Raw genomic sequence first — 22,598 nt, 5'->3', positions numbered from 1 at the left:
CGTCGGTGGCGGTGGTTCAGGCGGCCCAGGCGGTGAGGGCGGCCTGGCCGTAGCCGTGTTCGTCGTGCTCGGCGAGCGGGCGGGTGGGGCGGTCCTCGACGCGCACCGAGGCGCGCTTGAGCCAGCGGTCGGTGCCGTCGTAGCGGGCCTGGAAGGGGACGCGTCCGTGGACGACGATGTCGTTGTCGACGACGAGGACGTCACCCGGCTCCAGGCTCACCGCGACCGAGACGCGGGCCAGCTCCTCGCCGAGGCGCCCGTAGGCCTCGCGCCACGCCTGGTCGGTTCCCTCCAGCGGGGTGTAGGCCGGGTCGTAGCGCATGGTCAGGCCCTCGGGCGAGTCGAAGAGGGTGGGGACCGGCGCGGGCCGGCCGCCGAACTTCCGGGCCTGCTCGTAGGCGTCGTCGGGCAGGATCGGTGCGACGGGCCGCTTCAGCTGCTCCAGGTCGGCCTGCGCGAGCTCGGTCAGCCGCACGCTGGCGGCGGTGGTGGCGATGTTGTCGTGGTTGCGCATGCAGCACAGCAGCAGCAGGTGCGCGCGGCCCGGGTGGAAGGCGTCCTCGGTGTGCGGGGTGAGCAGAACCGAGCTGGACGCGCCGGTCTGCTCGCTCTCGTGGCCGGGGGAGGGAACGATGTTGTGCACGAACCGGCCGTCCTGCTGGCCGTCCCAGGCGATCGGTGTGCCCATCAGCGTGGAAACCAGCAGGAGTGCGACGTCCCACACCGCACCGGCGTCGGCGACGGTCGACCAGTGACCGGGAGTGGGGCCGAGCTCGGCGTCGTCGATGTCCAGACCGCGGAGCACGAACAGGCCGTCGGCGGTGTCGACGGGGCGCAGCTGACGGCGCAGCGGCTCGCTGAACCGGGCACACACGACGGGCAGGTCGGCCAGCAGGGCGGGGCTGGTCGCGGAACCGTGGAAGGCCAGCAGCTTGGCGGCGGTGGTGGTGAGTTCCTCCGCGGCGGCGGTGTCGAGGCGGCGTACCGGGGCAGGGCAGGTGGGCACGGTGGGGCCTTCCGGGGACAGGAGGGGAGAAGAGGGGCCGCGGGCACGTGGCATCACCGCGCCGGTGCGGGACGGCGGCGGGAGCTTCGCGTGGGGCGTGGTCCGGGGCGGCTCGAACGGCCGGACGACAGGAAAGGTAACAACGACTCCGAACTAAGGCAAGCCTTACCTGACTGGATGTCTCCGTTTGCGTGGCCGGTTCCCGGTGGCGGCGCATGTGCCGCGCAGGGCCAACCTGCCTGTCCAGGAGGAACTTTGTGGAATGAGGGGCGCATGGCCGGGAGGGTGGTGCGCCCCGTCCGGCGGCTTGCGCCCTGACTGAAACTTAGGATAGGTAAACCTAAGCACATCGAGTATGACCCGAAACGAGGATCGAACGTGGGCGTCACCAGACGACAGCTGCTGTGGGCCGGTGCCGGCATCGGGGCGGTCGGCGCACTCGCTGCCTGCGGCAGCGGCACGGGAGGATCCAAGGACACCGCCCCCTCCGGCGGGGACTCCCAACAGCCCCGCACCGGAGGCACGTTGAAGGTCGGCGCGCTCGGCAAGGCCTCCGCCGTCACCCGTGACCCGCACGGCACCCAGGCCAACGAGAGCGACTACCTCATCATCAGCCTGCTCTACGACACGCTCGCGATACCCGGGGCCACGGCCAACACCGCACCCCGCCTCGCCGCCTCCTGGAAGCCCTCGGACGACCTCAAGACCTGGCGCTTCACCCTCGCCGACGGCGCCACCTTCCACGACGGCACCCCCGTCACCGCCGACGACGTCGTCTGGTCGCTCAAGCGCCTGCGCAACACCCCGGCCGGCAAGAGCCGCCTGCCCGGCATCCAGCCCGAGGGCATCACGGCCGAGGACGCCAGGACCGTCGTCCTGGTCTCCGACTACGCCAACGCAGACCTGCCGCTGCTCACCCGCCTGACCACCTTCGTCCTCAAGAAGGACACCAAGGACGACGCGATCGCCGGCGCCCCCGGCACCGGCCCCTTCAAGCTCGACTGGTACCGCGACGGCAACGCCCGCCTGGTGCGCAACGACAACTGGTACGGCGGCAAGGTCCTCCTCGACGCCGTCGAGGTCCGGCTGTTCGAGAGCCCCCAGGCCATGGCCAACGCCCTGCTCGCCGGGCAGATCGACCTCGCCTCCAACGTCGGCGCCGTCGCCGCCCGCACCGCCGAGGCCCGCAAGGACGTCCGGATCGTGCGCCGCCCCAACGACATGGCGATGCCCATCGTCATGCGCACCGCCGACGGCCCGTTCGCCGACGCGCGGGTGCGCGAGGCCCTCAAGCTCGCCGTCGACCGCGACGCCATGGTCAAGCAGGTCCTCTCCGGCTACGGCAGCATCGCCAACGACATCCTCGGCACCGGCGACCCGGCCTTCGCCAAGGACATCCCCCAGCGCACCCGCGACCTCGCCAAGGCCAAGCAGCTGCTCGCCGACGCCGGCTTCGACACCTCCAAGACCTACGACCTGATCACCACCGAGGACATCGCAGGCCTCGCGGAGTCCGCGACCCTGTTCGCCACCCAGGCCCGCGAGGCCGGGGTGAAGATCAACGTGGTGAAGCAGGACTCCAAGGTGTTCTGGGACGCCACCTGGCTCAAGGGCACCCTCTACACCACCTACTGGGGCACCAACGACTCGGTGGTCTTCTTCGCCTCCAAGACGATGCTCTCCGACGCCGGGCAGAACGAGTCCGGCTGGAACGAGCCCACCTTCGACGAGACCTACCGCAAGGCCATGGGCGCCGCCGACGCCACCGAGCGCGGCAAGCTGCTCCACCAGCTCCAGGAGACCGAGTTCGCCAAGTCCGGCTACCTGCTGTGGGGCATGGCCGACGGCATCGACCTCGCCGGCGCTGCCGTGCGCGACCTGCCCAAGCTCCCCGGCTACGGCCGCGTCCAGCTCGAAAAGACCTGGCTGGCGCGTTGACCACCCGTCACCCCGCGGGTGCGCCGACGTTCCGAAGCCTTCCGGCCCGCATCCTCCCCGGTGCGGGCCGGGTCGCCCGGCAGGCCGCACGGCGCCTGGTGCTGCTCGTCGTCCTGCTCGCCGCCGTCTTCGTCGCTGTCGAACTGCTGCCGGGCGACGCCGCCGGTGCGACCTCCGACCGGGGCGTCACCGCAGCCGACCTCGCCGCCCGCCGCACCGCCATGGGCCTGGACCGCCCGGTCGCCGAACGCTTCCGGGACTGGATGACCGGCCTGCCCACCGGCGACCTCGGCACCACCGCCCGCGGCCGACACGTCACCGACGTCCTGGCCGGCCCCTTCCCCAACACCCTCCTGCTCGGCGGCCTCGCCCTCGCCGTCAGCACGGCCGGCGCCCTCGCCCTCGGCGGCTGGGCCACCCTGCGCCCGGGCGGACGCACCGACCGCGCCGTCGACGCCCTCTCCACCGCCGCGTACGCCCTGCCGGAGTTCGTCGTCTCCGTGGCCCTGCTCCTGCTGCTGTCCCAGTGGACCGGCTGGCTGCCCGCCGTCACCCTCACCGGCCCGGACGGCAGACCCGAGTCCTGGACGATGATCGTCCTGCCGCTGCTCTCCCTGACCGTCCCCCAGATCGGCTGGAACACCCGCATCGTGCGCGGCGCCCTCGCCGACCAGGCCGCCCTGCCCCACGTCCAGGCCGCCATCCTCGACGGCCTGCCCCGCCGACGCATCCTCAGCCACCACATGCTCCCCGGCGCCCTGCCCGCCATCGCCGTCGGCATCGCCACCTCCGCCGGCATGCTGCTGGGCGGAACCGTCGTCGTCGAGACCCTCTTCAACTATCCCGGCATCGGCGCCGTCCTCGCCGGAGCCATCACCGACCGCGACACCCCCCTCGTCGCCGGAGTCGTGGCAGTGGCCGGCGCCTCCATCAGCCTGCTCCTGCTCCTCGCCGACACCGTCCGCACCACCGCCCTCGGAGACGAGCGCCGATGACCGCCCCGACCACGAACGTGCCCACCACCCGCCGAACCCGGCGTGTGCTCCTGCGTGCCGTTCCGGCCCTCCTGCTCGTCCTCCTCGCCCTCACCGGGCCGCTCCTGGCCCCGCACCCGATCGACGCGCCGGTCACCTTCCCCTACGCCGAAGCCGGAGCCGGCGCACCGCTGGGCGGAGACCAGCTCGGCCGCGACGTCCTCAGCCGCCTCCTGAGTGGCGGCGCACCCCTGATCGCCACCGCCCTGGTCATCGCCCTCGTCGTCACCGCGGCCGCCACCGCCATCGGCATCATCGCCGCACTGCGCCCGGTGCTCGGCCGGTGGATCGAACGCGCCGCCGACCTGACGATCCTGCTGCCCTCCGTCCTCGCCATCATGCTCATCGCCCTGGCCTGGCCCGCCGGAGGACGCCTGGCCGTCGCAGCCGCCGCCACCCTCCTCGGCATCCCGTACGCGGTCCGGATCGTCGCCGCCGCGGCCGCCCCCATCGCCACCACCGGCTACATCGAAGCCGCAGCGGCAGGCGGCGAGAAACTGTGGCACCTGACCGTGCGCGAGGTCCTTCCCAACCTGCGCTCCACCGTCCTCGCCCTGTTCGGCCTGCGCTTCGTCGAAGGCATCTACATCGTCTCCGTCGCCGCATTCCTCCAGCTCGGACCCCAACCCCCCGAAGCCGACTGGGCACTGATGATCCGCGAGAACGCCGCCGGCATCACCCTCAACCCCTGGGCCGTCGGCGCCCCCTGCCTGGCCATCGGCCTGCTCGCCATCAGCGTCAACCTCGCCGCCGAAGCCCTCGCCCCCGCCCGGCCCACCCCGGAGACCCCGCTGTGAGCACCCCCGCCCCCGCCGCCCACGCCACCGCACTGTCCATCGCCCTGCACGGCGCGCAGCTGCTCACCGACGCCACCCTCACCCTCACCCCGGGCCGCATCACCGCCATCACCGGACCCTCCGGCGCCGGCAAGACCACCCTTCTGCGCGCCCTCACCGGCGCCCTCCCACCCGGCGCGCACGTCACCGCCGGACACCTCACCGTCCTCGGCCACGACATCCTCACCCTCCCGCCCGAGGAACTGCGCCGCCTGCGCCGCCACCAGCTCGCCTACGTCGGCCAGGACCCCGGCTCCGGACTCAACCCCCGCATGCGCGTCGACCGCCTCGTCACCGAGACCGCCGCCGACCGCCGCAGCACCTCCGTCCCGGAGCTGCTGCGCACCGTCCACCTCCCGCTCGGCGAAGGCCTCGAACGCCGCCGCCCGGCAGCCCTGTCCGGCGGACAGCAACGGCGCGTCGCCCTCGCCCGCGCCCTCGCCCGCCGCCCGGCGATCCTCCTGCTCGACGAACCCACCGCCGGCCTCGACCCCGCTCTGCGCGACGACATCGCGGAGCTCCTGCGCGACATCGCGGCCTCCGACGACATCGCCATCGCCCTCACCAGCCACGACCCCGACTTCGTCGCCCGCTGCGCCGACCACGTCCTCGCGCTGTGGCCGGCCCGCCCCACCACCGCCCCGGCCGTCTCTCCGGCCCCGGCCGAGCGCCGTCACACCCCGGCCCCCGGGACCGAGCCCATCGTCGAGGTGACGGCACTGCGCGCCACCGTCGGCACGGGCCGCGAGCGCCACCACGTCCTGACCGCCTTCGACCTCAACCTGCCGCCCGGCACCCTCACCGGCATCACCGGCCCGTCCGGCTGCGGCAAGACCACCCTGCTACGCACCCTTGCCGGCCTTCACCGGCCCGACGCCGGCAGCATCACCCTCGCCGGCGAAGCCCTGGCACCCTCCTACCGGCGCCGTACCCGCGACCAGCGCCGCCGCATCCAACTCGTCCCCCAGAACCCGCTCGGCGCCCTCAACCCCGCCCACACCGTCGGGGTCACCCTCACCCGCCCGCTGAAGCTCCATTTCGCCCTGGCCGCCGACCGCTGCGCCGAGCGCGTCGCCGACCTGCTGACCTCCGTGGGCCTCACCCCCGACCACGCCGCCCGCCACCCCCACGAACTCTCCGGCGGACAGCGCCAGCGCGTCTCCATCGCCCGAGCCCTGGCCGCCGAACCCGACGTCCTGCTCTGCGACGAGATCACCTCCGCCCTCGACGCCGACACCGCCGACGGCATCATGGAACTCCTGCGCGACCTACGGGACACCCGGGGCCTGGCCGTCGTCCTCGTCAGTCACGACCTGCCCCTGGTGTCCGCCCACGCCGACACCGTCCTGCCACTCGGGCGTCCCGAGGTGGCGTCGCCCATCGGCCACCACCCGGCGCCGAGCCCGGTCCCGAACTGACACGCGCCCGCCGTGCACGTCGGCGGCGGACCGCCGGCGCGCAGGCCGGCTCGGCGGGGACTGCCCAGCTCGGCAACCTGCCTCAAGGAGCCCCGAACCCGTCAGCCGCTGGTCGGCCGCTCGCGCGCTGCCGCGTCGAAGGCCGCCAGTGCCGCCCGCAGCATCGGCAGCTCGCCGCTCCGGGCCGGGTCCAGGCCGGTGAGCGCGGTGGCCTTGCGCAGCCGGTAGTCCACGGTGTTCGGGTGCACCCGCAGCCGGGTGGCCGCCTGGCGCCGGTCGAACCCGGCGGCCTGGAACGCGCGTAACGTCTCCAGCAGCTCCGGGCGCCCGGCCAGTGGCGCGAGCAGCGCGGCCAACCCGTCCCGGGCCGGGCCCGGGCGGCTCAACTGGTACTCCAGCAGCACGTCGTCCAGCCGGTACAGGCCCGTACCGAGCCCGGCCGCCTGCGCCACCTGGCGCACCTCCCCGACCAGCCGGGCCGCCTCGGCCACCCCGTCCGGCGCGGCGGCGGCCGCGGCCACCAGCAGTTCGGCGCCGCAGATCCGGCCGAGCTGCTCGACCAGGGCGCCCAGCCGGACCCAGTCGGCGTCGCCGAGCCCGGCCACCGGCGTCTCCTGCGGGAGCAGCGCCAGGCCGCCCTCCTCGGACAGCGCGGTCAGCGGCACCCCGCGGCTCTGCCGCTCCAGCTCGTGCCGCAGCCGGCGGACCTTGCGGCGCGCCGCGACCGAGCGGTTGACGCCGGGCAGCAGCTCGTCGGGGTGCGGTCCGGCCGCGATGCTCAGCACCAGGTAACTGGGCGGCAGCGGCAGGCCGGCCCGGTCGGCCGCGGCCTGCGGGCTGCCGCCCTCCAGCAGCCGGGAGAGCAGCGCCTGCCGGGCCACCTGCTCCTCGCCGAGCGCGGCCTGCCGCTCGCGCACGTAGCCGGTGGCCACCGCACAGCTGACCAGCCGTAGGTAGCCGAGCAACCGGTGCTGGGCGCGCAGCACGTCCGGCAGGTCGCCGGGTTCGGCGGTGGCCAGGATCCGGGTGGCGCACTCCTCGGCGCCCAGGTGGTAGGCGCCGACCACGGCCTCCAGCGGGATCCCCTCGTCCGCCCGCTGGGCCGAGGACTCGCTGATCTTCTCCAGCAGTTCCCGGCCCGGCAGTTCGCCGGTGCGCAGGACCTCGACGAAGTGCCGGATCCCGTGCTCGGTGGCCCGGGTGATCTCGCCGCGCACCTGCTCGGGCGGCATGGCGGCGTACGCCGGCAGCTGGTCCAGCAGCCTGGTCAGCACCGCGGGCACCAGGAGCGGCAGGTCGGTCAGCAGTCGCTGATGCAGCGGCTGCCCGCCGCACCGCGGCGCCGAGTCGCCGGTCGCGGCTCCGCGGGAGCCGACCGCGTCCCCGAGGGAGCCGGCCAGGGGCGTGGGGGAGCCGGTCGCGGTCTGGGGTGCGATCACAATCCACCTCGCGAAAGTTTGTGAGCGATGCCCAGGAGCGGACCGGCGGCCGGACGGCCATCATTGTCATCCGAAGTTACCCACCAGTTGACAACGGGATCGTCCTCACGACACCCGGCAGCGGGCCCGCGCCTGACGCCCGCTCAGCCGCCCCACCCGGCGGACCCACCTGTGAATCGGGGAGACATGTCCACAACCGCCGCTCGACTCCTGGCCACCGCCCTCGCCGCGGCGGTGGCCGTCACCGCCGCCCCGGTGGCCGGCGCGGTCGCGAGCACGCCGAGCGCCACCGACCGGTTCTACGTCTACGACGGCAGCGCGCCGCTCGCCTCGCTGTCGCCCGGCACCGTGCTGAAGACCCGCCAACTGCCCTACCACCTGGTCGGCATCCCGACCCCGGTGACCGCGATCCAGCTGCTCTACCGCAGCACCGACGCCCAGGGCCGACCGTCCGCCAACGTGACCACCGTGCTCCGGGCACCGGGCGGCGACGGCCGCAGGGCGGTCTCCTACCAGTCGTTCTACGACTCGCTCAACCCCGCCGACGGGCCGTCCCGGGCGATCGCCGGCGATGTCACGCTGGGCGGGGTGATCGCCAACTCCGAGGCGATGTTCGTGGTGCCGTTGCTGCTCCAGGGCTACGACGTGGTGGTTCCGGACACCGAGGGCCAGTCGGCCGACTTCGGGGCCGGCCCCGAGTACGGCACCAACACGCTGGACTCGATCCGGGCCGCGACCAACTCCGCCGCCACCGGCCTGGGCGCCGACACCGAGTTCGGGCTGATGGGCTACTCCGGCGGCGCCGTCGCCACCAGCTGGGCCGCCGCGCTGGCCCCGAGCTACGCCCCCGAGGTGAACCGGCACCTGGTCGGCTTCGCCGAAGGCGGCCTGCTGGTCGATCCGGCCCACAACCTCAAGTACGTCGACGGCGCGCTGGTGTGGAACGGCCTGATCCCGTTGGCGTTGATCGGCGTTTCCCGCTCCTACGGCCTGGACCTGACGCCCTACCTGAGCGACTACGGCCTGCAGGTCCACCAGAAGCTGCAGAACGGCTCGATCGTCAACGCGCTCGGCCAGTACCCCGGGCTGACCTGGGCGAAGATGGCCAAGCCGGAGTACGCCGACCCCGACTCGGTGCCGCCGTTCGTGGCCGCCGTGAATCGCGTCAACCTGGGCAGCGCCGGCACGCCGACCGTGCCCGGCTACATCGCGCAGGGCGGTGGCGGCTTCTGGGAGGGGACCTTCAACAACCCGGCCGGCATCGGCACCGGCGACGGGGTGATGGTCGCGGGCGACGTGCGGGCGCTGGCTCGGCAGTACTGCGACAGCGGCAACGGCGCGATCAAGTACGACCAGTTCGACCTGCTCAGCCACGTCGGCGTGCCGGCGCCCTGGGCGCCGCTGGCACTGGGCTGGCTGAACGACCGGTTCGCGGGCCGGCCGGCACCCTCGGACTGCGGCTCGATCCCGGGGGGCAACTCGCTGGCGCCGGAGGCGGTGCGGTCCTGACGGGCCGCCTGCGGCAGCCCCGGCACGCGCCGAGCGTGTCGGGGCCCGCCGCGCTGCCGGCCGACGGACGCGTTGCCTCAGGGGCGACCGGTGCCGTGCGTTCAGTCCTGAAGGACCGAGCGCCGGTCGAGGACGCGTAGGGCGGTGTCTCCCCAGCTGAGGTTCTCGCGTTCGAAGGCCATGCCGCGCAGGAGCGTGAGGTAGGGGCCGATGCGTTCGGCGTGGGCGAGGTACTGCTCCTCGGTGCGGCCGTCGAGCAGTTTCACCTGGAGGCGTTCGTAGCGGGCGAGCTTGGCGCGGGCCCATTCCATGCGTTCGGCGACGGCGGCGCGGACGGCAGCGGCGTCGCCGGCGTCGACGCTCTGGACCTTGACCAAGAGCTCGTCGCGGATGGTGCTCGGCTTGCTCGGGAGTTCCTCGGTGTAGGCGCGGACGGCGGTGCGGCCGGCCTCCGTGAGGGAGAAGAGGCGTTTGTTGGGGCGCTTCTCCTGGTGGATGACCCGGGCGGCGATCAGGCCGTCGGCCTCCATGCGCTCCAGTTCGCGGTAGAGCTGCTGGGGGGTGGCCATCCAGAAGTTGGCCACGGAGGCGTCGAAGCCCTTGGCGAGGTCGTAGCCGGACGCCTCGCCCTCCAGGAGGGCTGCCATCAGTGCGTTCCGCAGAGCCATGCGGGCAACGTAGCACCCCCACTGTCTAGTCAACAATGCGAGTATTCGGGGGTTGTGGACACCCCGCCGCCGCCTGCTCCATACTCACGGATGCATCTATTCAACTATGTGGGTATGGAGCGAGTCGATGCATCCCTTCCGCAAGGCCGTCGAGGACCGCGACGAGCAGGCCATCGCCGATCTGCTCGCCGAGAACGTCGTGTTCACCAGCCCCGTCGCGTTCAAGCCCTACCCGGGCAAGGCGATCACCGCGGCGATCCTGCGCGGCGTGCTGCGTGTCTTCGAGGACTTCGCCTACGTACGGGAGATCGCGAACCCCGACGGACGCGACCACGCCTTCGTCTTCACCGCGACCGTCGGTGGCCGGCAGGTCCAGGGCTGCGACTTCCTGCACTTCGACGAGGACGGGAAGATCGACGACTTCACCGTCATGGTGCGGCCCCTGTCGGCGGCCCAGGCGCTGGCCGAGGCGATGGGCGCCCAGTTCGACCGCATCGCCGCCGAAGCGGCGGCTGAGACGGCAGGGACGGCTGAGACCGACGTGATCGACGTGATCAACGGCCGCTAGGCCTGTCCGGCAGGATCCGCCGGAAGGGCCGTAGGCGTGAGCGGCCCTGGGGCCCGCCGGGTTGGCGGGCCCCAGGGGTGTCATGCGGCGGCTGCCGGGGCCACGGCCGCCTTCGGCTCGTGCTCCCGGTGCAGGCCCCGGCGGTCGTAGAAGCGGGTCATGCCGAATCCGAGCGCCAGCGCCCCGGCCAGACCGGCCGCCATCATGGCCCAGCCCCGGGCGAGACCGGCCTGCGCCTGGGCGTCGTAGTAGAGGATGGCGCGCACGCCCGCGGTGATCTGCCGCAGCGGTTCGAACTCCGCCAGGAACCGGAAGAAGCCGGGCAGCGCCTCGACGGGCGTGGACGCCCCCGCGGTGGGCACCGCCATCGCGATGAACACCAGCGTCACCAGCAGCATCCCGGGCGTCCCGAACGCCGAGAGCAGCGCGAGCGCGCCGAGCCCGACCGTGGCCACCGTGCCCACCGAGTACAGCCACAGCAGCGGCAGGTGCGGGGCATCCATCCCCAGCGGACCGGCCGCGACCGCCAGCACCAGCGTGGCCATCACCACCGACAGGCCCGCGATCAGCGCGCTGCCCACCGTGAGGGTCTGCACCCGCGACGCCCGCAGCAGCGGACGGCGTCGGCGCCAGGGCCCGATGTCGCTGTGCGCGTACCCGAGGGCCACGTCCACCTGGCTGTTCACCACGTTGGCGCCCAGCATGCCGCACACCACCAGCACCAGTGCGTAGTAGAAGGCGCTCAGCCCCATGCCGCTGTGCGACCCGAGCGGATGCCCGTCCTGGACCTGCACCGCCACCGGATCCGCCAGCAGCAGCCGCTCGGCCGCGCCCGACTGCCCGCCTTGCGCCTGGGCTCGTTGGGAGAGCTTGGTGCCGAGGGCGAGGGAGAAGGAGTGGGCGGCCTGCTGGGTGATCCGACTCGCCATGCCGGAGCCCATGCTGCTCGCCGACGGGTTGGTCAGCACCGTCAGCGCCGGGCGGGTCGGCGGGCCGGCCGCCGCGGGCCCGCCCAGCGCGGCGATCGAGGCGGAGAAGCCCTCAGGAATGACGAGCGCGCCGTACAGCCGCCCCGACCCCAGACGCTGCTCGGCCTCCTTCTGGTCCAGGACCTGCCAGGACACCTCGCGGTGGGCCTCCTTGGTGATCGCCGTGACGGCCTGCTCGCCGAAGGCGAGCCGCTTCCCGTCCACCGTGATGCCTCGGTCGGCGTTGACCAGGCCGACCGGAAGGCCGCGTACCGACCCCGACGGGTTGATGTTCGCGCCCAGGTAGAAGAGGGAGAAGAGCAGCGCGACCGCGCCGAGGATGACGCCGGTGCCGGCCCACAGGGGCCTGGTGCGCAGCACCGCGAACGGATGGGTGGGGGACATGGACGACCTTCCGCAGTGCCTGCCGAGTTGCCTGCCGAGTACATTACTCAACTAATTTACTACCTGCGGATCGGAGCATGCCATGGCGGGGGCCACAGCGGACTTCTCGGCGGAGCCGACGGAGGAGGGTGGATGGCGTCGAAGGCGCCGGCTCCCCAGTCGGCCCTCGCGGCTCGGGCGACGGTCGTGGCCCGCCGACGGGGTCGGGCGGAAATTCCCGAAACCGCCCGCAGGGCGGCGCAGTTGCTTTGGCGTGCAACTGTTTGACCCCTTCGAACGGCGGCTCCTAGGGTGAAGTCCGTGGAGAGAGCGGGGGCTCTCGGCAGGTGCCGTGCCTCGAAGACGGCCGTTTCGTTCGTGTGACAAGCGGCCGGCCCCCATGCCCTCCTGAACGGACGTTGCGAGTCGAGCAGCAGGGGGAATTGTGCCGAGTACGCCTGTCAATGATCCGTCCGCCGTCATCACCGTGCCCGCCGGGGCGAATGCACTGCCCGAACAGGCGGCGCGAAAACCGTCCAGCGGGGAAATCGAGAGCATGCTGCTGGAGGCCCGCCGACTGGTCGAATTCGCCGTCGACCGGCACCGCAGCGAGGGCAGGCTGCTGACCGCGCTGGGGCCGGAGGAGGGCAGCGAGACCACCGAGCAGCTGGTGGGGTCGGCCGCCCGTTCCCTGGCCGTGGTGCTCTCGGGGCACCACGACGAGGAGATCACCCGGCTGGTGTCCTGCCTGGGCCGGGCCGCGGCGCGCGGGGTGGACGTCCGGCTGCTCGCCGGGGTCGGCCTGCTGGAGAACCGGCTGCTGCTGGAACGGCTGGAGAAGTACGCGGCCGGCGTCGAAGTCCGGCTGGTGGGAGCGGTGTTGCAGGACATGGTGCTCGCCGACGGCCTGGTGAGTGTGGTCTGGTCCCGGGCGGCCGGGCCGTCCCGGGAGGCCATCCTGATGCGGGCCCCGGCCGTGCTGCGCAACCTGCGCACCCTATTCCTGGCCTCCTGGAACGGCAGCGCCCCGCTGGCCGACCACCGGCGGCTGAGCGAGCGGACCCGCAGCGCCCTGGCCCGGCGGATCCTGCTGGCGCTCAGCTCCGGACGCACCGACGAGGTCGCCGCCCGGGACCTCGGCATGTCCGTGCGCACCTACCGGCGCAACGTCGCCGAGATCACCCGCGAACTCGGCGCCAACTCGCGGTTCCAGGCCGGCGCCCGCGCGGTGGAACTCGGCCTGCTGCCGCCGGTGACGAGTGACCACCCCACCCGGGCCGCCGGATGAATGGCAGCTTGCTGTAGCGCTCCTTGCCGCGGAAAGTCCGGGGACGGTACGAATTCCGGGAACCCCGCAATCCGTACCCGCCCGCTCCCTGCGAGGAATGACGTCCGGTGAACAGCGTGATGATTGAAGCAATGGACATCAGCCGGTCCTTCGGCAGCACGCAGGCACTCGGCGGAGTCAGTTTCGCGATACCGAAAGGGGAGGTGCTCTGCCTGCTCGGGCACAACGGGGCGGGCAAGAGCACACTCGTCAGCATTCTGGCCACCGCGCTGCCGCCGACTTCGGGCACGGCCAGGGTCGCCGGGTACGACGTGGTGCGGGAGGCCCGCGAGGTGCGCCGCCGGATCGGACTGACCGGCCAGTTCGCCGCCGTGGACGAGAGCCTGTCCGGCCGGGAGAACCTGGTCCTGGTCGCCAGGCTGCTCGGAGCGAGCCGGGCCCAGGCCCGCGGCCGGGCGGACGAACTGCTGCAGGCCTTCGACCTCACCGGCGCGGCCGAAAGGACGGCGGGCACCTACTCGGGCGGGATGCGCCGGCGCCTCGACCTGGCCAGCAGCTTCGTCGGCAGCCCGCAGGTGCTCTTCCTGGACGAACCCACCACCGGGCTCGACCCGGTCAGCCGCAGCGGCCTCTGGGAGCTGGTCCGTTCCTGCGTGGCCCAGGGCACCACCGTGCTGCTGACCACCCAGTACCTGGAGGAGGCCGAACAGCTGGCCGACCGGGTCATCGTCCTCGGCCGCGGCCGGACCATCGCCGACGGCACACCGGCCCGGCTCAAGGCCAGGCTGGGTGGCAGCACCGTGCGCGCACAGCTCGCCGAACCGGCCCGGCTGCCCGCCGCGCTCGACGCCCTGCGCCGGGCCGGCCTGGACGCCGGACCGGGCGAGCCGGACGGCAGCGTCGCCGTCCCCGTCCGCGAGTCCGCCGCCCTGGCCGCGGTCGTCCGGGCCCTGGACGAGGCCGGCCTGGGCATCACCGGGATCTCGCTGACCGAGCCGAGCCTCGACGACGTCTACCTGGCCCTCGCCGAGAGCGCCGGGCCGCTGCCCGGGAGCCCCGCGGCACCGCCCGCGCACGCCGTGCCCCGGCCCGGTGTCTCGGTGCCCTCCTGACGGCCGGCCTCGGCCGCAGCCCGCACCGACCGGGAGAGCGCACCCGTGAACCTGTGGATCCTCTACCGGATCTCGCACCCAACCCCTGTCCCCGTCGGCCTGCCCCCGGATTCCGGACCGGGCACGCCGGTCCCCACCGAATCCCTGGGAGCTCCGCATGACGGCGACCACCGCGCCGTACCGCTCGATCACCGAGGCGCAGATGATCCCGCGCCTCGTCCGGCTCGGCCCCAACCTCTACGGCGCCGTCTACACCCTGATGAAGCTGCTGCCGGCCCACTACATCCTCCGGCAGGCCGACCGGCGCGGTGCACTCGGCGACCGCACCACCGTCGTCGAGACCACCTCGGGCACCTTCGGCCTCGCCCTGGCCATGCAGTGCGCCCTGATGGAGCGCCCGCTGATCCTGGTCAGCGACCCGGCGATCGACCCCAACCTGTACCGCAGGCTCACCGACCTCGGCGCCCGGGTCGAGATCTGCCGGGAGCCCGCGCCGGTCGGCGGCTACCAGGAGGCCCGGCTGCGCCGCCTGGCCGAGATCCGCGCCGAACTGCCCGACACCTTCTGCCCCGAGCAGTACGGCAACCCCGACAACCCCCGCTCGTACGGGGTGGTGGCCGACCTGCTGCACCGCACCCTCGGGGACGTCGACTGCCTCGTCGGACCGGTCGGCTCCGGCGGTTCGATGTGCGGCACCGCCCGCGGCCTGCGTGAGCACACCCCGCACACCCTGGCGATCGGCGTCGACAGCCACCGCAGCGTGCTCTTCGGCCAGTCCGACGGGCCGCGCGGACTGCGCGGACTCGGCAACAGCCTGTGGCCCGCCAACCTCGACCACCGCGTCTTCGACGAGGTCCACTGGTGCGACGCGGCCGAGGCCTACGCCCAGACCCGGGCCCTGCACGCCCGCCACGCCCTCTTCCAGGGCCCGACCAGCGGCGCCGCCCACCTGGTCGCCCAGTGGTGGGCCGACCGCCACCCGGACCGGCTGTGCGTCGTGATGCTGCCCGACGAGGGCTACCGCTACCAGGCCACCGTCTACGACGACAGCTGGCTCGCCGACAACGGCCTGCTCCTGGACGCCCTGCCCGCCGAGCCGGTCACCGTCGCCTCGCCCGCCGAGGCCGGGCCGGGCTGGAGCCGCTTCGACTGGGCCCGCCGGCCCTACGACGAGGTGCCCGGCACCGTCCCGCGCACCGGCCGGCCGCTGCCCGAGCAGGCCCTGTCGTGACCGCCACCGGACGCCTCACCCGCACCCTCGGCGCGCGGACCCGACGGGTGGTCTACGGCGAGTCCGGCCCCGAGGACATCCGCCAGGAGCTCGGCGCCACCACCACCGTGGACCTGGCGCACGTGGTGATGCTCACCGAGAGCGGACTGCTGCCGCGCGAGGCGGCCGCCGCCCTGCTGCGCCGGATCACCGCCCTGCGCGCCGACGGCTTCCGCGAGCTGTACGAGCGGCCGGCCCCGCGCGGCCTCTACCTGATGTACGAGGGCCACCTGGTGGCCGAGCTCGGCCCGGAGGTGGGCGGCAAGCTGCACACCGGCCGCTCCCGCAACGACCTCAAGGCCACCGTCACGGCGCTCCGGCTGCGCGCCGAACTGGCCGACCTGCTCGGCGAGTTGCTGCGCCTCCAGGCGGTGCTGCTGGCCCGGGCCCGGGCCCACCGCGGCGTGGTCATGCCGGTCTACACCCACTTCCAGCCCGCGATGCCGGTCAGCTACGGCTACTACCTGGCCGGGATCGCCACCGCGCTCGACCGCGACGCCGAGGCCCTGCACCAGGCGCTCGACCAGCTCGACCGGTGCCCGCTGGGCGCCGGGGCGGTGGCCGGCACCGACCTGCCCATCGACCCGGCCCGCACCGCCGAACTGCTGGGGTTCCGGGACGGCCCGCTGCACGCCACCGACGCCGTCGCCGCCCGCGACACGATGCTGCGCGCGGTGGCGGTGGCCGCCTCGGCCGCCCTGACGCTCAGCCGGCTGGCCACCGACCTCCAGCTGTGGAGCACCCAGGAGTTCGGCTTCGTCGAGTTCCCCGAGCGGCTGGTCGGCGGCAGTTCCGCGATGCCGCAGAAGCGCAACGCCTTCCTGCTGGAGCACGTCAAGGCCAAGGCCGCGGTGGCGGTCGGGGCCTGGACGGCGGCGGCCTCCGCGACGAAGTCGACGCCCTTCACCAACTCCATCGAGGTCGGCACCGAGGCGGTGGCCGCCGGCTGGCCCGGGCTCGCCGCCGTACGGGACTCGGTGCTGCTCGGCCAGGCCCTGGTCGGCGGCGCCCGGCCCGCCCTGGAGCGGATGGAACAGCGGGCCCGGGAGGGCTTCGTCACCGCGACCGTGATCGCCAACCGGCTGGTGGCCCGCGGCGTGCCCTTCCGCACCGCGCACCACGTCGTGGGCGAGGCCGTGCGGGAGGCCGTCGAGGCCGGCGCCACCGAGCTGGCCGCGATCCGGCTGCCCGACGGCACGGACGCCGACGGTGCGGCCGTCGACCTGGGCGCCGAACTCCCCACGCTGCGCGAGGTGGTGGACGACCACGACCGCGGCGGCGGCCCGGGCGAGTGCGACCGGACGGTGCGGGTGCTGCGGGACCGGCTGGCCGGGCACTGCGACCGGCTCGCCGCCCACCGCGCCCGCACCGACCGGGGGCGGCAGCGGCTGGCGGAGGCCGTGGCCGAGCTGACCGGGGCACCGGCCGGCGCAGGAGGACACGCAGACGGACACGGAACGGAGAGTGCGCCGTGAGCGCGACCGGACGAGAGCACCATGACGTGGACGAACTGATGCCCGCCGGACCGTGGTTGGCGTTCCTGGAGAGCAACACCACCGGCACCGGACGGGAGTTCTGCACGGCCGCCCGGGCCCGGGGACTGCGGCCGGTCCTGCTGACCCGGGATCCCGGCCGCTACCCCTACGCGGCCGAGGACCGGATCGCCACCCGTCTGCTGGACACCGGCGACCCGGACGCCGTCCTCGCCTGCTGCGCCGAACTCGCCGAGGACAGCGCCGGGTTGGCCGGGATCGCGTCCAGCTCCGAGTACTTCGTCGCGGCCGCCGCGCGCACCGCCGGGAAGCTCGGCCTGCCCGCCGCCGACGGGGACGCCGTCGACCGCTGCCGCGACAAGGAGCAGCAGCGCGGCGCCCTCGCGGCGGCCGGCGTGCCGGTGCCCGCCTTCGCGCGCGCGACCGACGCCCCCGCGGCGGTCCGGGCGGCCGACGCGATCGGCTACCCCGTCGTCCTCAAGCCGGTCAGCGGCTCCGGCTCGATCGGCGTGCGGCTCTGCCGGGACGGCGCCGAGGTGCTGGCCTGGGCCGCGGAGCTGCTGGGCCGGACCACCGACGAGCGCGGCACCCCGGCCGTGAGCCGGATCCTCGTGGAGGCGGCCGTCCGCGGCCCCGAGTTCTCCGTCGAGACCTTCGACCGCACCGTGGTGGCCGTCGTGGCCAAACACACCGGCGCCGAGCCGTACTTCGTGGAGACCGGGCACGACGTGCCCGCGCCGGTGCCCGCCGAGAGCGCCGACGCGCTCGCCGGCACCGCCCTGCGGGCCCTTTCCGCGCTCGGCCTCGGCTGGGGCGCGGCCCACACCGAACTGCGGCTGACCGACGCCGGGCCGGTGGTGATCGAGGTCAACCCGCGCCTCGCCGGCGGGATGATCCCGGTCGCCGTCCGGGCCGCGCTCGGCACCGACCTGATGGACGCGGTGATCGCCCGGGCGGCCGGGCTGCCGGCCGGGCCGTCCGGTGGCCTGCCCGGCGCTCCGTCCGGCCCGGGCGGCGGCGGGCATGCGGCGATCCGCTTCCTGCCCGCCGAGCGCGAGGGCGTCGTCACCCGGATCGCCGGCCTCCCGGACGCCCAGGCGGCGCCCGGCGTGGTGGCCGTGACGGCCGGGACCGCCGAGGGCCGGACGGTACGGATCACGCACTCGTTCCAGGACCGGCTGGCCTGCGTGGTCGCCGCCGGCCCGGACACGCACCAGGCAGCACAGCGCGCGGCGGCCGCCGCGCGGCTGATCAGGATCGAGCTGGCGGAGCCCGCAGCGCCGGGAGAAGGAGTCGGGGCCCGATGACAGAGCACGCGGACGACCAGGCGTTCACCAGGATCCCCCGGTGGACCGCGCCGACCGCCGGGGAGGAGGGCCACGCGGTCCACGACACCCGGCTCGCCGATGACCTCACCCGGAAGCTGGAACACCGGGCCGTCGAGCTGGGGGCCGCGCTGCCGGCCCTGCTGACCGCCGCGCACGCCCGGGTGCTCGCGACCGTGGCGGCCGAGCGGGCGCTGCTCGTCGGGTACCTGCCGCCGGCCGGTGCCGGTGCCGACACTGGTGCCGGTGCCATTGCCGACGCCGGTGCTGTCCGGCCGCTGCGCCTGACCGTCGAGAACTCCACCTGGGCGGAGCTGGTCGCCGGGACGGCCGCCGCCGTTGCCGCCACCGCGGACGCCGCCTCCGCCGCCGCCGGGGGAGAGCCGGGGCTGGTCCTGGACTTCTCGGGCCTGACCGCCCGGGCACCGCACGCCCGGGCACCGCACGCCGAGCCCGCCGACGGCGCCGCGCTGCGGCTGGCCTGGCACCGCGACGGCAGCGGCCTCACCCTGCGCCTGCGGTACGACCGCGCCTGCTACGACGCGGGCTATGCCCAGCGCCTGGCCGGCTACCACCTGGCGGCGCTCGGCCACCTGGCCGACGGCCCCGGCGAGCGGCACGACCGGCAGAGCCTGCTGTCGGACCGGGAGGTCGAGAAGCAGCTCTACGGCCTGGCCGGGCCGCGCGCCGAGCTGCCCGACCGTACCTTCGTGGACCTCTTCGAGGAGCGGGCGCGGGCCGTGCCGGACGCCGTCGCGGCCGAACACGCGGGGGTGCGCTGGACCTACCGGGAGCTGGGCGAACGGGCCGACCGCGTCGCGCACGCCCTGGTCGCGGCCGGCGCCGCCGCCGAGGACGTGGTCGCCGTCGTGATGGACCGCACCCTGGACTGGATCGCCGCCGCCCTGGGCGTGTTCAAGGCCGGCGGTGTCTACCTGCCCGTCCGCCCCGACTTCCCGGTGGACCGGGTGGCGACCCAGTTCGAGCGCAGCGCCTGCCGGTTCGTGCTGACCGGGCCGGGCAGCGAGACCCTGGTCGAGGAGGCGTCCGCGGTCGTGCCGCAGCCGCCCGCCGCCCTGTCGGTGGCGGAGATCCGGACCCGGCCCGACCTCCCGGCCGGCCCGACCGGGGTGACGGTGACGCCCGGTCAGGCGGCGTACATCTACTTCACCTCCGGCTCCACGGGCGCGCCCAAGGGCGCGGTGTGCGAGCACGCGGGGATGCTCAACCACCTCCTCATGAAGATCGAGGACATGGAGCTGGCCGGCGGGGCCGACGAGGTCGTCACCCAGACCGCCTCCCAGTGCTTCGACATCTCGCTGTGGCAGTTCGCCGCCCCGCTGCTGGTCGGCGGCACCGTGCGGATCGTGGACACCGACACCCAGCTCGACGTCACGGGCTTCCTGGACGAGATCGCCGACGGCCGGGTCACGGTGATCCAGGTCGTCCCCTCCTACCTGGAGGTGCTGCTCACCCACCTGGCCCAGCACCCGCGCCCGCTCGGCCGGCTGCGCACGGTCTCGGTCACCGGGGAGGCGCTCAAGTACGAGCTCGTCCAGCGCTGGTTCGCCGCCTACCCGGGGATCGCCCTGGTCAACGCCTACGGCGCCACCGAGGTGTCCGACGACACCATGCACGAGGTGCTGCGCGGCCTGCCCGACCGGGACTTCGTGACGGTCGGCCGCTCGCTGCGCAACGTCAACACCTACGTGCTCGACGAGAACCTGGCGCTGGTGCCGCTCGGCTCGCCCGGCGAGATCGCCTTCTCCGGGGTGTGCGTCGGCCGCGGCTACATCAACGACGAGGAGCGGACCCGGCAGGCCTTCGTCCCCGACCCGTTCCGGCCCAACACCCGGATGTACCGCACCGGTGACTTCGGCCGCTGGCTGCCCGAGGGCCGGATCGAGTTCCTGGGCCGGCGGGACGAGCAGGTCAAGATCCGTGGCTTCCGGATCGAGATCGGCGAGATCGAGAACAAGCTGCTGGCGATGCCCGGCGTGCGGGAGGCCGCGGTCGTCATCGACGGCGGCGCCGGGGACCTGCGCAACCTCGTCGCGTTCTTCGCGGGCGAGGAGGACCTGCCGGCCGAGCGCGTCCGCGACTTCCTGGCCACCCTGCTGCCCGACTACATGGTGCCCACCTACTTCCACCAGGTGGAGCGGCTGCCGCTCACCGAGAACGGCAAGGTCGACAAGAAGGGCCTGGTCCGGATCGCCGGGACTCTGGGCCACGGCGGCGCCCCCTACGCGGCCCCCCGCACCCCCTCCGAACAGCGGCTGGCCATGCTGTGGGCCGAGGTGCTGGGCGTACCGCTGGAGCGGATCGGACGGGCTGACAGCTTCTTCGAGCTCGGCGGCACCTCGCTGGCCGCCGTACGGCTGCTGGTCCACCTGGACCGGGCGCTGTCCCTGAAGGACCTCGTCGGCCGGCCGGTACTGGCCGACCTGGCCGCCGCCCTGGACGCCCGGGACCGCGGCGACACCGCCCCGGCGGCCACCGGCCTGCTGCAGCCGCTCTCCGCGGCCCGCGCCCCGCACCACACCCTGGTCTGCTTCCCCTACGCGGGCGGCAACGCCGTCAACTTCCGTTCGCTGGCCGCCGAGTTGGAGCGGGACGGCTTCGCGGTGGAGGCGGTGGAGCTGCCCGGGCACGACTTCCCCGGTACGGCCGGTGAGACCGGCGAGGGAGGTGGGGCCGAGGCGATGCCGGACGTCCCGGAGCTCGCCCGGCGGGTCCGGGACGAGATCATCGGGCGGATCACCACGCCGGTGCTGATCTGGGGCCACTGCGCGGGCGCTGCGGCGGCCCTGGAGACGGCCCGGCTGCTGGAGGAGGCCGGTCGCCCGGTCGAGCGCGTCTTCGTCGGTGCCCTGCTGCTGGCCGACACCGGGGCGCTGCGCGCCGAGATGGCCGAGGTCTCCGCCGCCGACAACCAGGCCCTGCTCGCCCAACTGCGCGCCGACAACGCCTACGTGGAGCTGGATGCGCTCAAGCCGGAGCGCGCCGACGTGGTGGGCCGGGCCTACCGGCACGACGTGCTGACCGCCAACCGCCAGTTGATCCGCCTCCGGGAGGACGGCGAGCGGTACCGGCTGGACGCGCCGGTGGACGTCGTGGTCGCCCGGGACGACGCCTCCACGGCCGGTTTCGAGGCCGGCCACGGCGACTGGAAGGCGGTCTCGGACCGCGTCACGCTGCGCGAACTCGCCCAGGGCGGGCACTACTTCATCAGCACCCGGCCGGGCGAGACCGCCGACGTGGTGCGCGGCGGCTGCCGGCCGCCCGAGCAGTGGGACGAGGAGGATGCCGGATGACGACCGAGACCATCACCCCGGGGCCGGCGCGGACGGGGGCGGACTCCGGGGCCGGCGCCGGGGTGCCCGCCGGGGTGAGGCCGGGGGTGAGTACGGGGGTGAGCACCGCCTTCGGCACCTTCGGCGAACTGCTCCAGGGCGTCCTGCCCGAGGAGGACGGGGACTTCCTGGTCACCCTGCCGGTCGCCCGCTGGGCGATGGCCAGGTTCGAGCCCGACCCGGACTCCGACCTGCTGCGGGTCTGGCCGCCGCACAAGAAGAAGGCGCTCCGGCTCACCTCGATGATCATGGGGGACGCCGGCCGGCCGACCGGCGGCCTGCTGAAGATCCACAGCACCCTGCCCGAGGGCAAGGGACTGGCCAGCTCCTCGGCGGACCTGGTGGCCACCGCCCGGGCCGTGGCCAACGCCCTGGACGAACCCATGCCGCCGCGCCGCATCGAGTCCTACCTCGCCCGGATCGAACCGACCGACGGCGTGCTCTACCCCTCGATCGTGGCCTTCCACCACCGCACCGTGCGGCTGCGGGCTCGGCTGGGGTCGCTGCCGTCGATGGCGGTGGTCAGCGGCGACGAGGGCGGCGCGGTGGACACCGTCTCCTTCAACGCGATCCCCAAGCCGTTCACGGCGGCCGACAAGCGGGAGTACGTGCGGCTGCTGGACCGGATCACCGGTGCCGTCGCCCGCCGGGACCTCGCCGAGGTCGGGCGGGTCGCGACCGCCAGCGCCCGGATGAACCAGGTGCTGCGCCACAAGTGGTCGCTGGAGGGGATGATCGGCATCTGCCGCGAGGTGGGCGGGCTGGGCGTGGTGGTCGGCCACAGCGGCACCACGCTGGGCATCCTGCTCGACACCGCCTCCCCGGACTGCCCGGCGCAGCTCGCCGCGGCCGCCCAGGCCTGCCAGGACCTGGTCGGCAACGTCACGGTGTACCGCACGCTGAGCTTCGACTGACCGTCCGTCCGACCGCCCTTCCCCCGACGACCGAGCGGGGCCGCACCCGGAACACCAGGGTGCGGCCCCGCTCGG

17 protein-coding genes are annotated in these 22,598 nt (G+C 74.0%); 13 read left to right on the top strand and 4 right to left on the bottom strand.

The window, feature by feature from the left end:
- Window positions 1-16 precede the first annotated feature (16 nt).
- Window positions 17-1,006, bottom strand: coding sequence for a TauD/TfdA family dioxygenase (locus tag CRP52_RS07125; protein WP_097235630.1), 990 nt, complete (start codon window positions 1,004-1,006; stop codon window positions 17-19).
- 378 nt (window positions 1,007-1,384) lie between these two features.
- On the opposite strand from CRP52_RS07125, the gene CRP52_RS07120 reads away from it, so the two are divergent.
- The 4 genes from CRP52_RS07120 to CRP52_RS07105 are packed head-to-tail and all read left to right on the top strand — an operon-like array spanning window position 1,385 to window position 6,232.
- Window positions 1,385-2,944, top strand: coding sequence for an ABC transporter substrate-binding protein (locus CRP52_RS07120; RefSeq protein WP_097235629.1), 1,560 nt, complete (start codon window positions 1,385-1,387; stop codon window positions 2,942-2,944).
- On the top strand, window positions 2,941-3,939 hold the full coding sequence (locus CRP52_RS07115; protein WP_373560464.1) for an ABC transporter permease: 999 nt from the start codon (window positions 2,941-2,943) through the stop codon (window positions 3,937-3,939). Before CRP52_RS07120 ends, CRP52_RS07115 begins: the two co-directional genes overlap by 4 nt.
- Entirely contained in the window at window positions 3,936-4,775 is an 840-nt protein-coding gene (locus tag CRP52_RS07110) for an ABC transporter permease subunit (protein WP_097235628.1), read from the top strand. Before CRP52_RS07115 ends, CRP52_RS07110 begins: the two co-directional genes overlap by 4 nt.
- Window positions 4,772-6,232 carry an ABC transporter ATP-binding protein gene (locus CRP52_RS07105; RefSeq protein ID WP_097235627.1) on the top strand — a complete coding sequence of 487 codons (1,461 nt, stop codon included), beginning with the start codon at window positions 4,772-4,774 and terminating at the stop codon, window positions 6,230-6,232. Before CRP52_RS07110 ends, CRP52_RS07105 begins: the two co-directional genes overlap by 4 nt.
- Before the next feature lie 101 nt (window positions 6,233-6,333).
- On the opposite strand, the gene CRP52_RS07100 is transcribed toward CRP52_RS07105, so the two are convergent.
- On the bottom strand, window positions 6,334-7,671 hold the full coding sequence (locus CRP52_RS07100; protein ID WP_257032331.1) for a PucR family transcriptional regulator: 1,338 nt from the start codon (window positions 7,669-7,671) through the stop codon (window positions 6,334-6,336).
- Window positions 7,672-7,857: 186 nt separating this feature from the next.
- On the opposite strand from CRP52_RS07100, the gene CRP52_RS07095 reads away from it, so the two are divergent.
- Window positions 7,858-9,180: a lipase family protein gene (locus CRP52_RS07095; protein WP_097235625.1), complete on the top strand. Its 1,323-nt coding sequence runs from the start codon at window positions 7,858-7,860 to the stop codon at window positions 9,178-9,180.
- 101 nt (window positions 9,181-9,281) lie between these two features.
- On the opposite strand, the gene CRP52_RS07090 is transcribed toward CRP52_RS07095, so the two are convergent.
- Window positions 9,282-9,848, bottom strand: coding sequence for a PadR family transcriptional regulator (locus CRP52_RS07090; protein WP_097235624.1), 567 nt, complete (start codon window positions 9,846-9,848; stop codon window positions 9,282-9,284).
- 127 nt (window positions 9,849-9,975) lie between these two features.
- Between CRP52_RS07090 and CRP52_RS07085 the strand changes: the two genes are divergently transcribed.
- Window positions 9,976-10,416, top strand: a complete 441-nt coding sequence (locus tag CRP52_RS07085; protein ID WP_097235623.1) for a nuclear transport factor 2 family protein — start codon at window positions 9,976-9,978, stop codon at window positions 10,414-10,416.
- An 80-nt stretch (window positions 10,417-10,496) separates the two neighbouring features.
- Here the strand turns inward: CRP52_RS07085 and CRP52_RS07080 are convergent, their stop codons facing one another.
- Window positions 10,497-11,789, bottom strand: a complete 1,293-nt coding sequence (locus CRP52_RS07080) for a YhgE/Pip domain-containing protein (protein ID WP_097235622.1) — start codon at window positions 11,787-11,789, stop codon at window positions 10,497-10,499.
- Window positions 11,790-12,324: 535 nt separating this feature from the next.
- On the opposite strand from CRP52_RS07080, the gene CRP52_RS07075 reads away from it, so the two are divergent.
- The 7 genes from CRP52_RS07075 (at window position 12,325) to CRP52_RS07045 (ending at window position 22,523) form a co-directional block, all read left to right on the top strand.
- A complete protein-coding gene (locus CRP52_RS07075; RefSeq protein ID WP_097235621.1) occupies window positions 12,325-13,056 on the top strand; it encodes a LuxR family transcriptional regulator in 732 nt (243 codons plus the stop codon).
- A gap of 131 nt (window positions 13,057-13,187) precedes the next feature.
- On the top strand, window positions 13,188-14,168 hold the full coding sequence (locus tag CRP52_RS07070) for an ATP-binding cassette domain-containing protein (protein ID WP_257032330.1): 981 nt from the start codon (window positions 13,188-13,190) through the stop codon (window positions 14,166-14,168).
- Window positions 14,169-14,325: 157 nt separating this feature from the next.
- Window positions 14,326-15,399: a cysteine synthase family protein gene (locus CRP52_RS07065; protein ID WP_097235620.1), complete on the top strand. Its 1,074-nt coding sequence runs from the start codon at window positions 14,326-14,328 to the stop codon at window positions 15,397-15,399.
- Window positions 15,396-16,913: an argininosuccinate lyase gene (gene argH, locus CRP52_RS07060; protein ID WP_097235619.1), complete on the top strand. Its 1,518-nt coding sequence runs from the start codon at window positions 15,396-15,398 to the stop codon at window positions 16,911-16,913. Before CRP52_RS07065 ends, argH begins: the two co-directional genes overlap by 4 nt.
- A complete protein-coding gene (locus CRP52_RS07055) occupies window positions 16,910-18,238 on the top strand; it encodes an ATP-grasp domain-containing protein (RefSeq protein WP_143685670.1) in 1,329 nt (442 codons plus the stop codon). The genes argH and CRP52_RS07055 overlap by 4 nt, the downstream gene beginning before the upstream one ends.
- On the top strand, window positions 18,235-21,570 hold the full coding sequence (locus CRP52_RS07050) for a non-ribosomal peptide synthetase family protein (protein ID WP_097235617.1): 3,336 nt from the start codon (window positions 18,235-18,237) through the stop codon (window positions 21,568-21,570). The genes CRP52_RS07055 and CRP52_RS07050 overlap by 4 nt, the downstream gene beginning before the upstream one ends.
- The gene (locus CRP52_RS07045) at window positions 21,567-22,523 is read left to right on the top strand and encodes a GHMP family kinase ATP-binding protein (protein ID WP_097235616.1); all 957 of its coding nucleotides are present in this window, start codon (window positions 21,567-21,569) and stop codon (window positions 22,521-22,523) included. Before CRP52_RS07050 ends, CRP52_RS07045 begins: the two co-directional genes overlap by 4 nt.
- The last annotated feature ends 75 nt before the right edge of the window (window positions 22,524-22,598 follow it).

The organism is Streptomyces sp. 1331.2, from assembly GCF_900199205.1.
GTDB lineage: Bacteria > Actinomycetota > Actinomycetes > Streptomycetales > Streptomycetaceae > Kitasatospora.
This window is presented reverse-complemented; position numbering and strand designations above follow the sequence as displayed.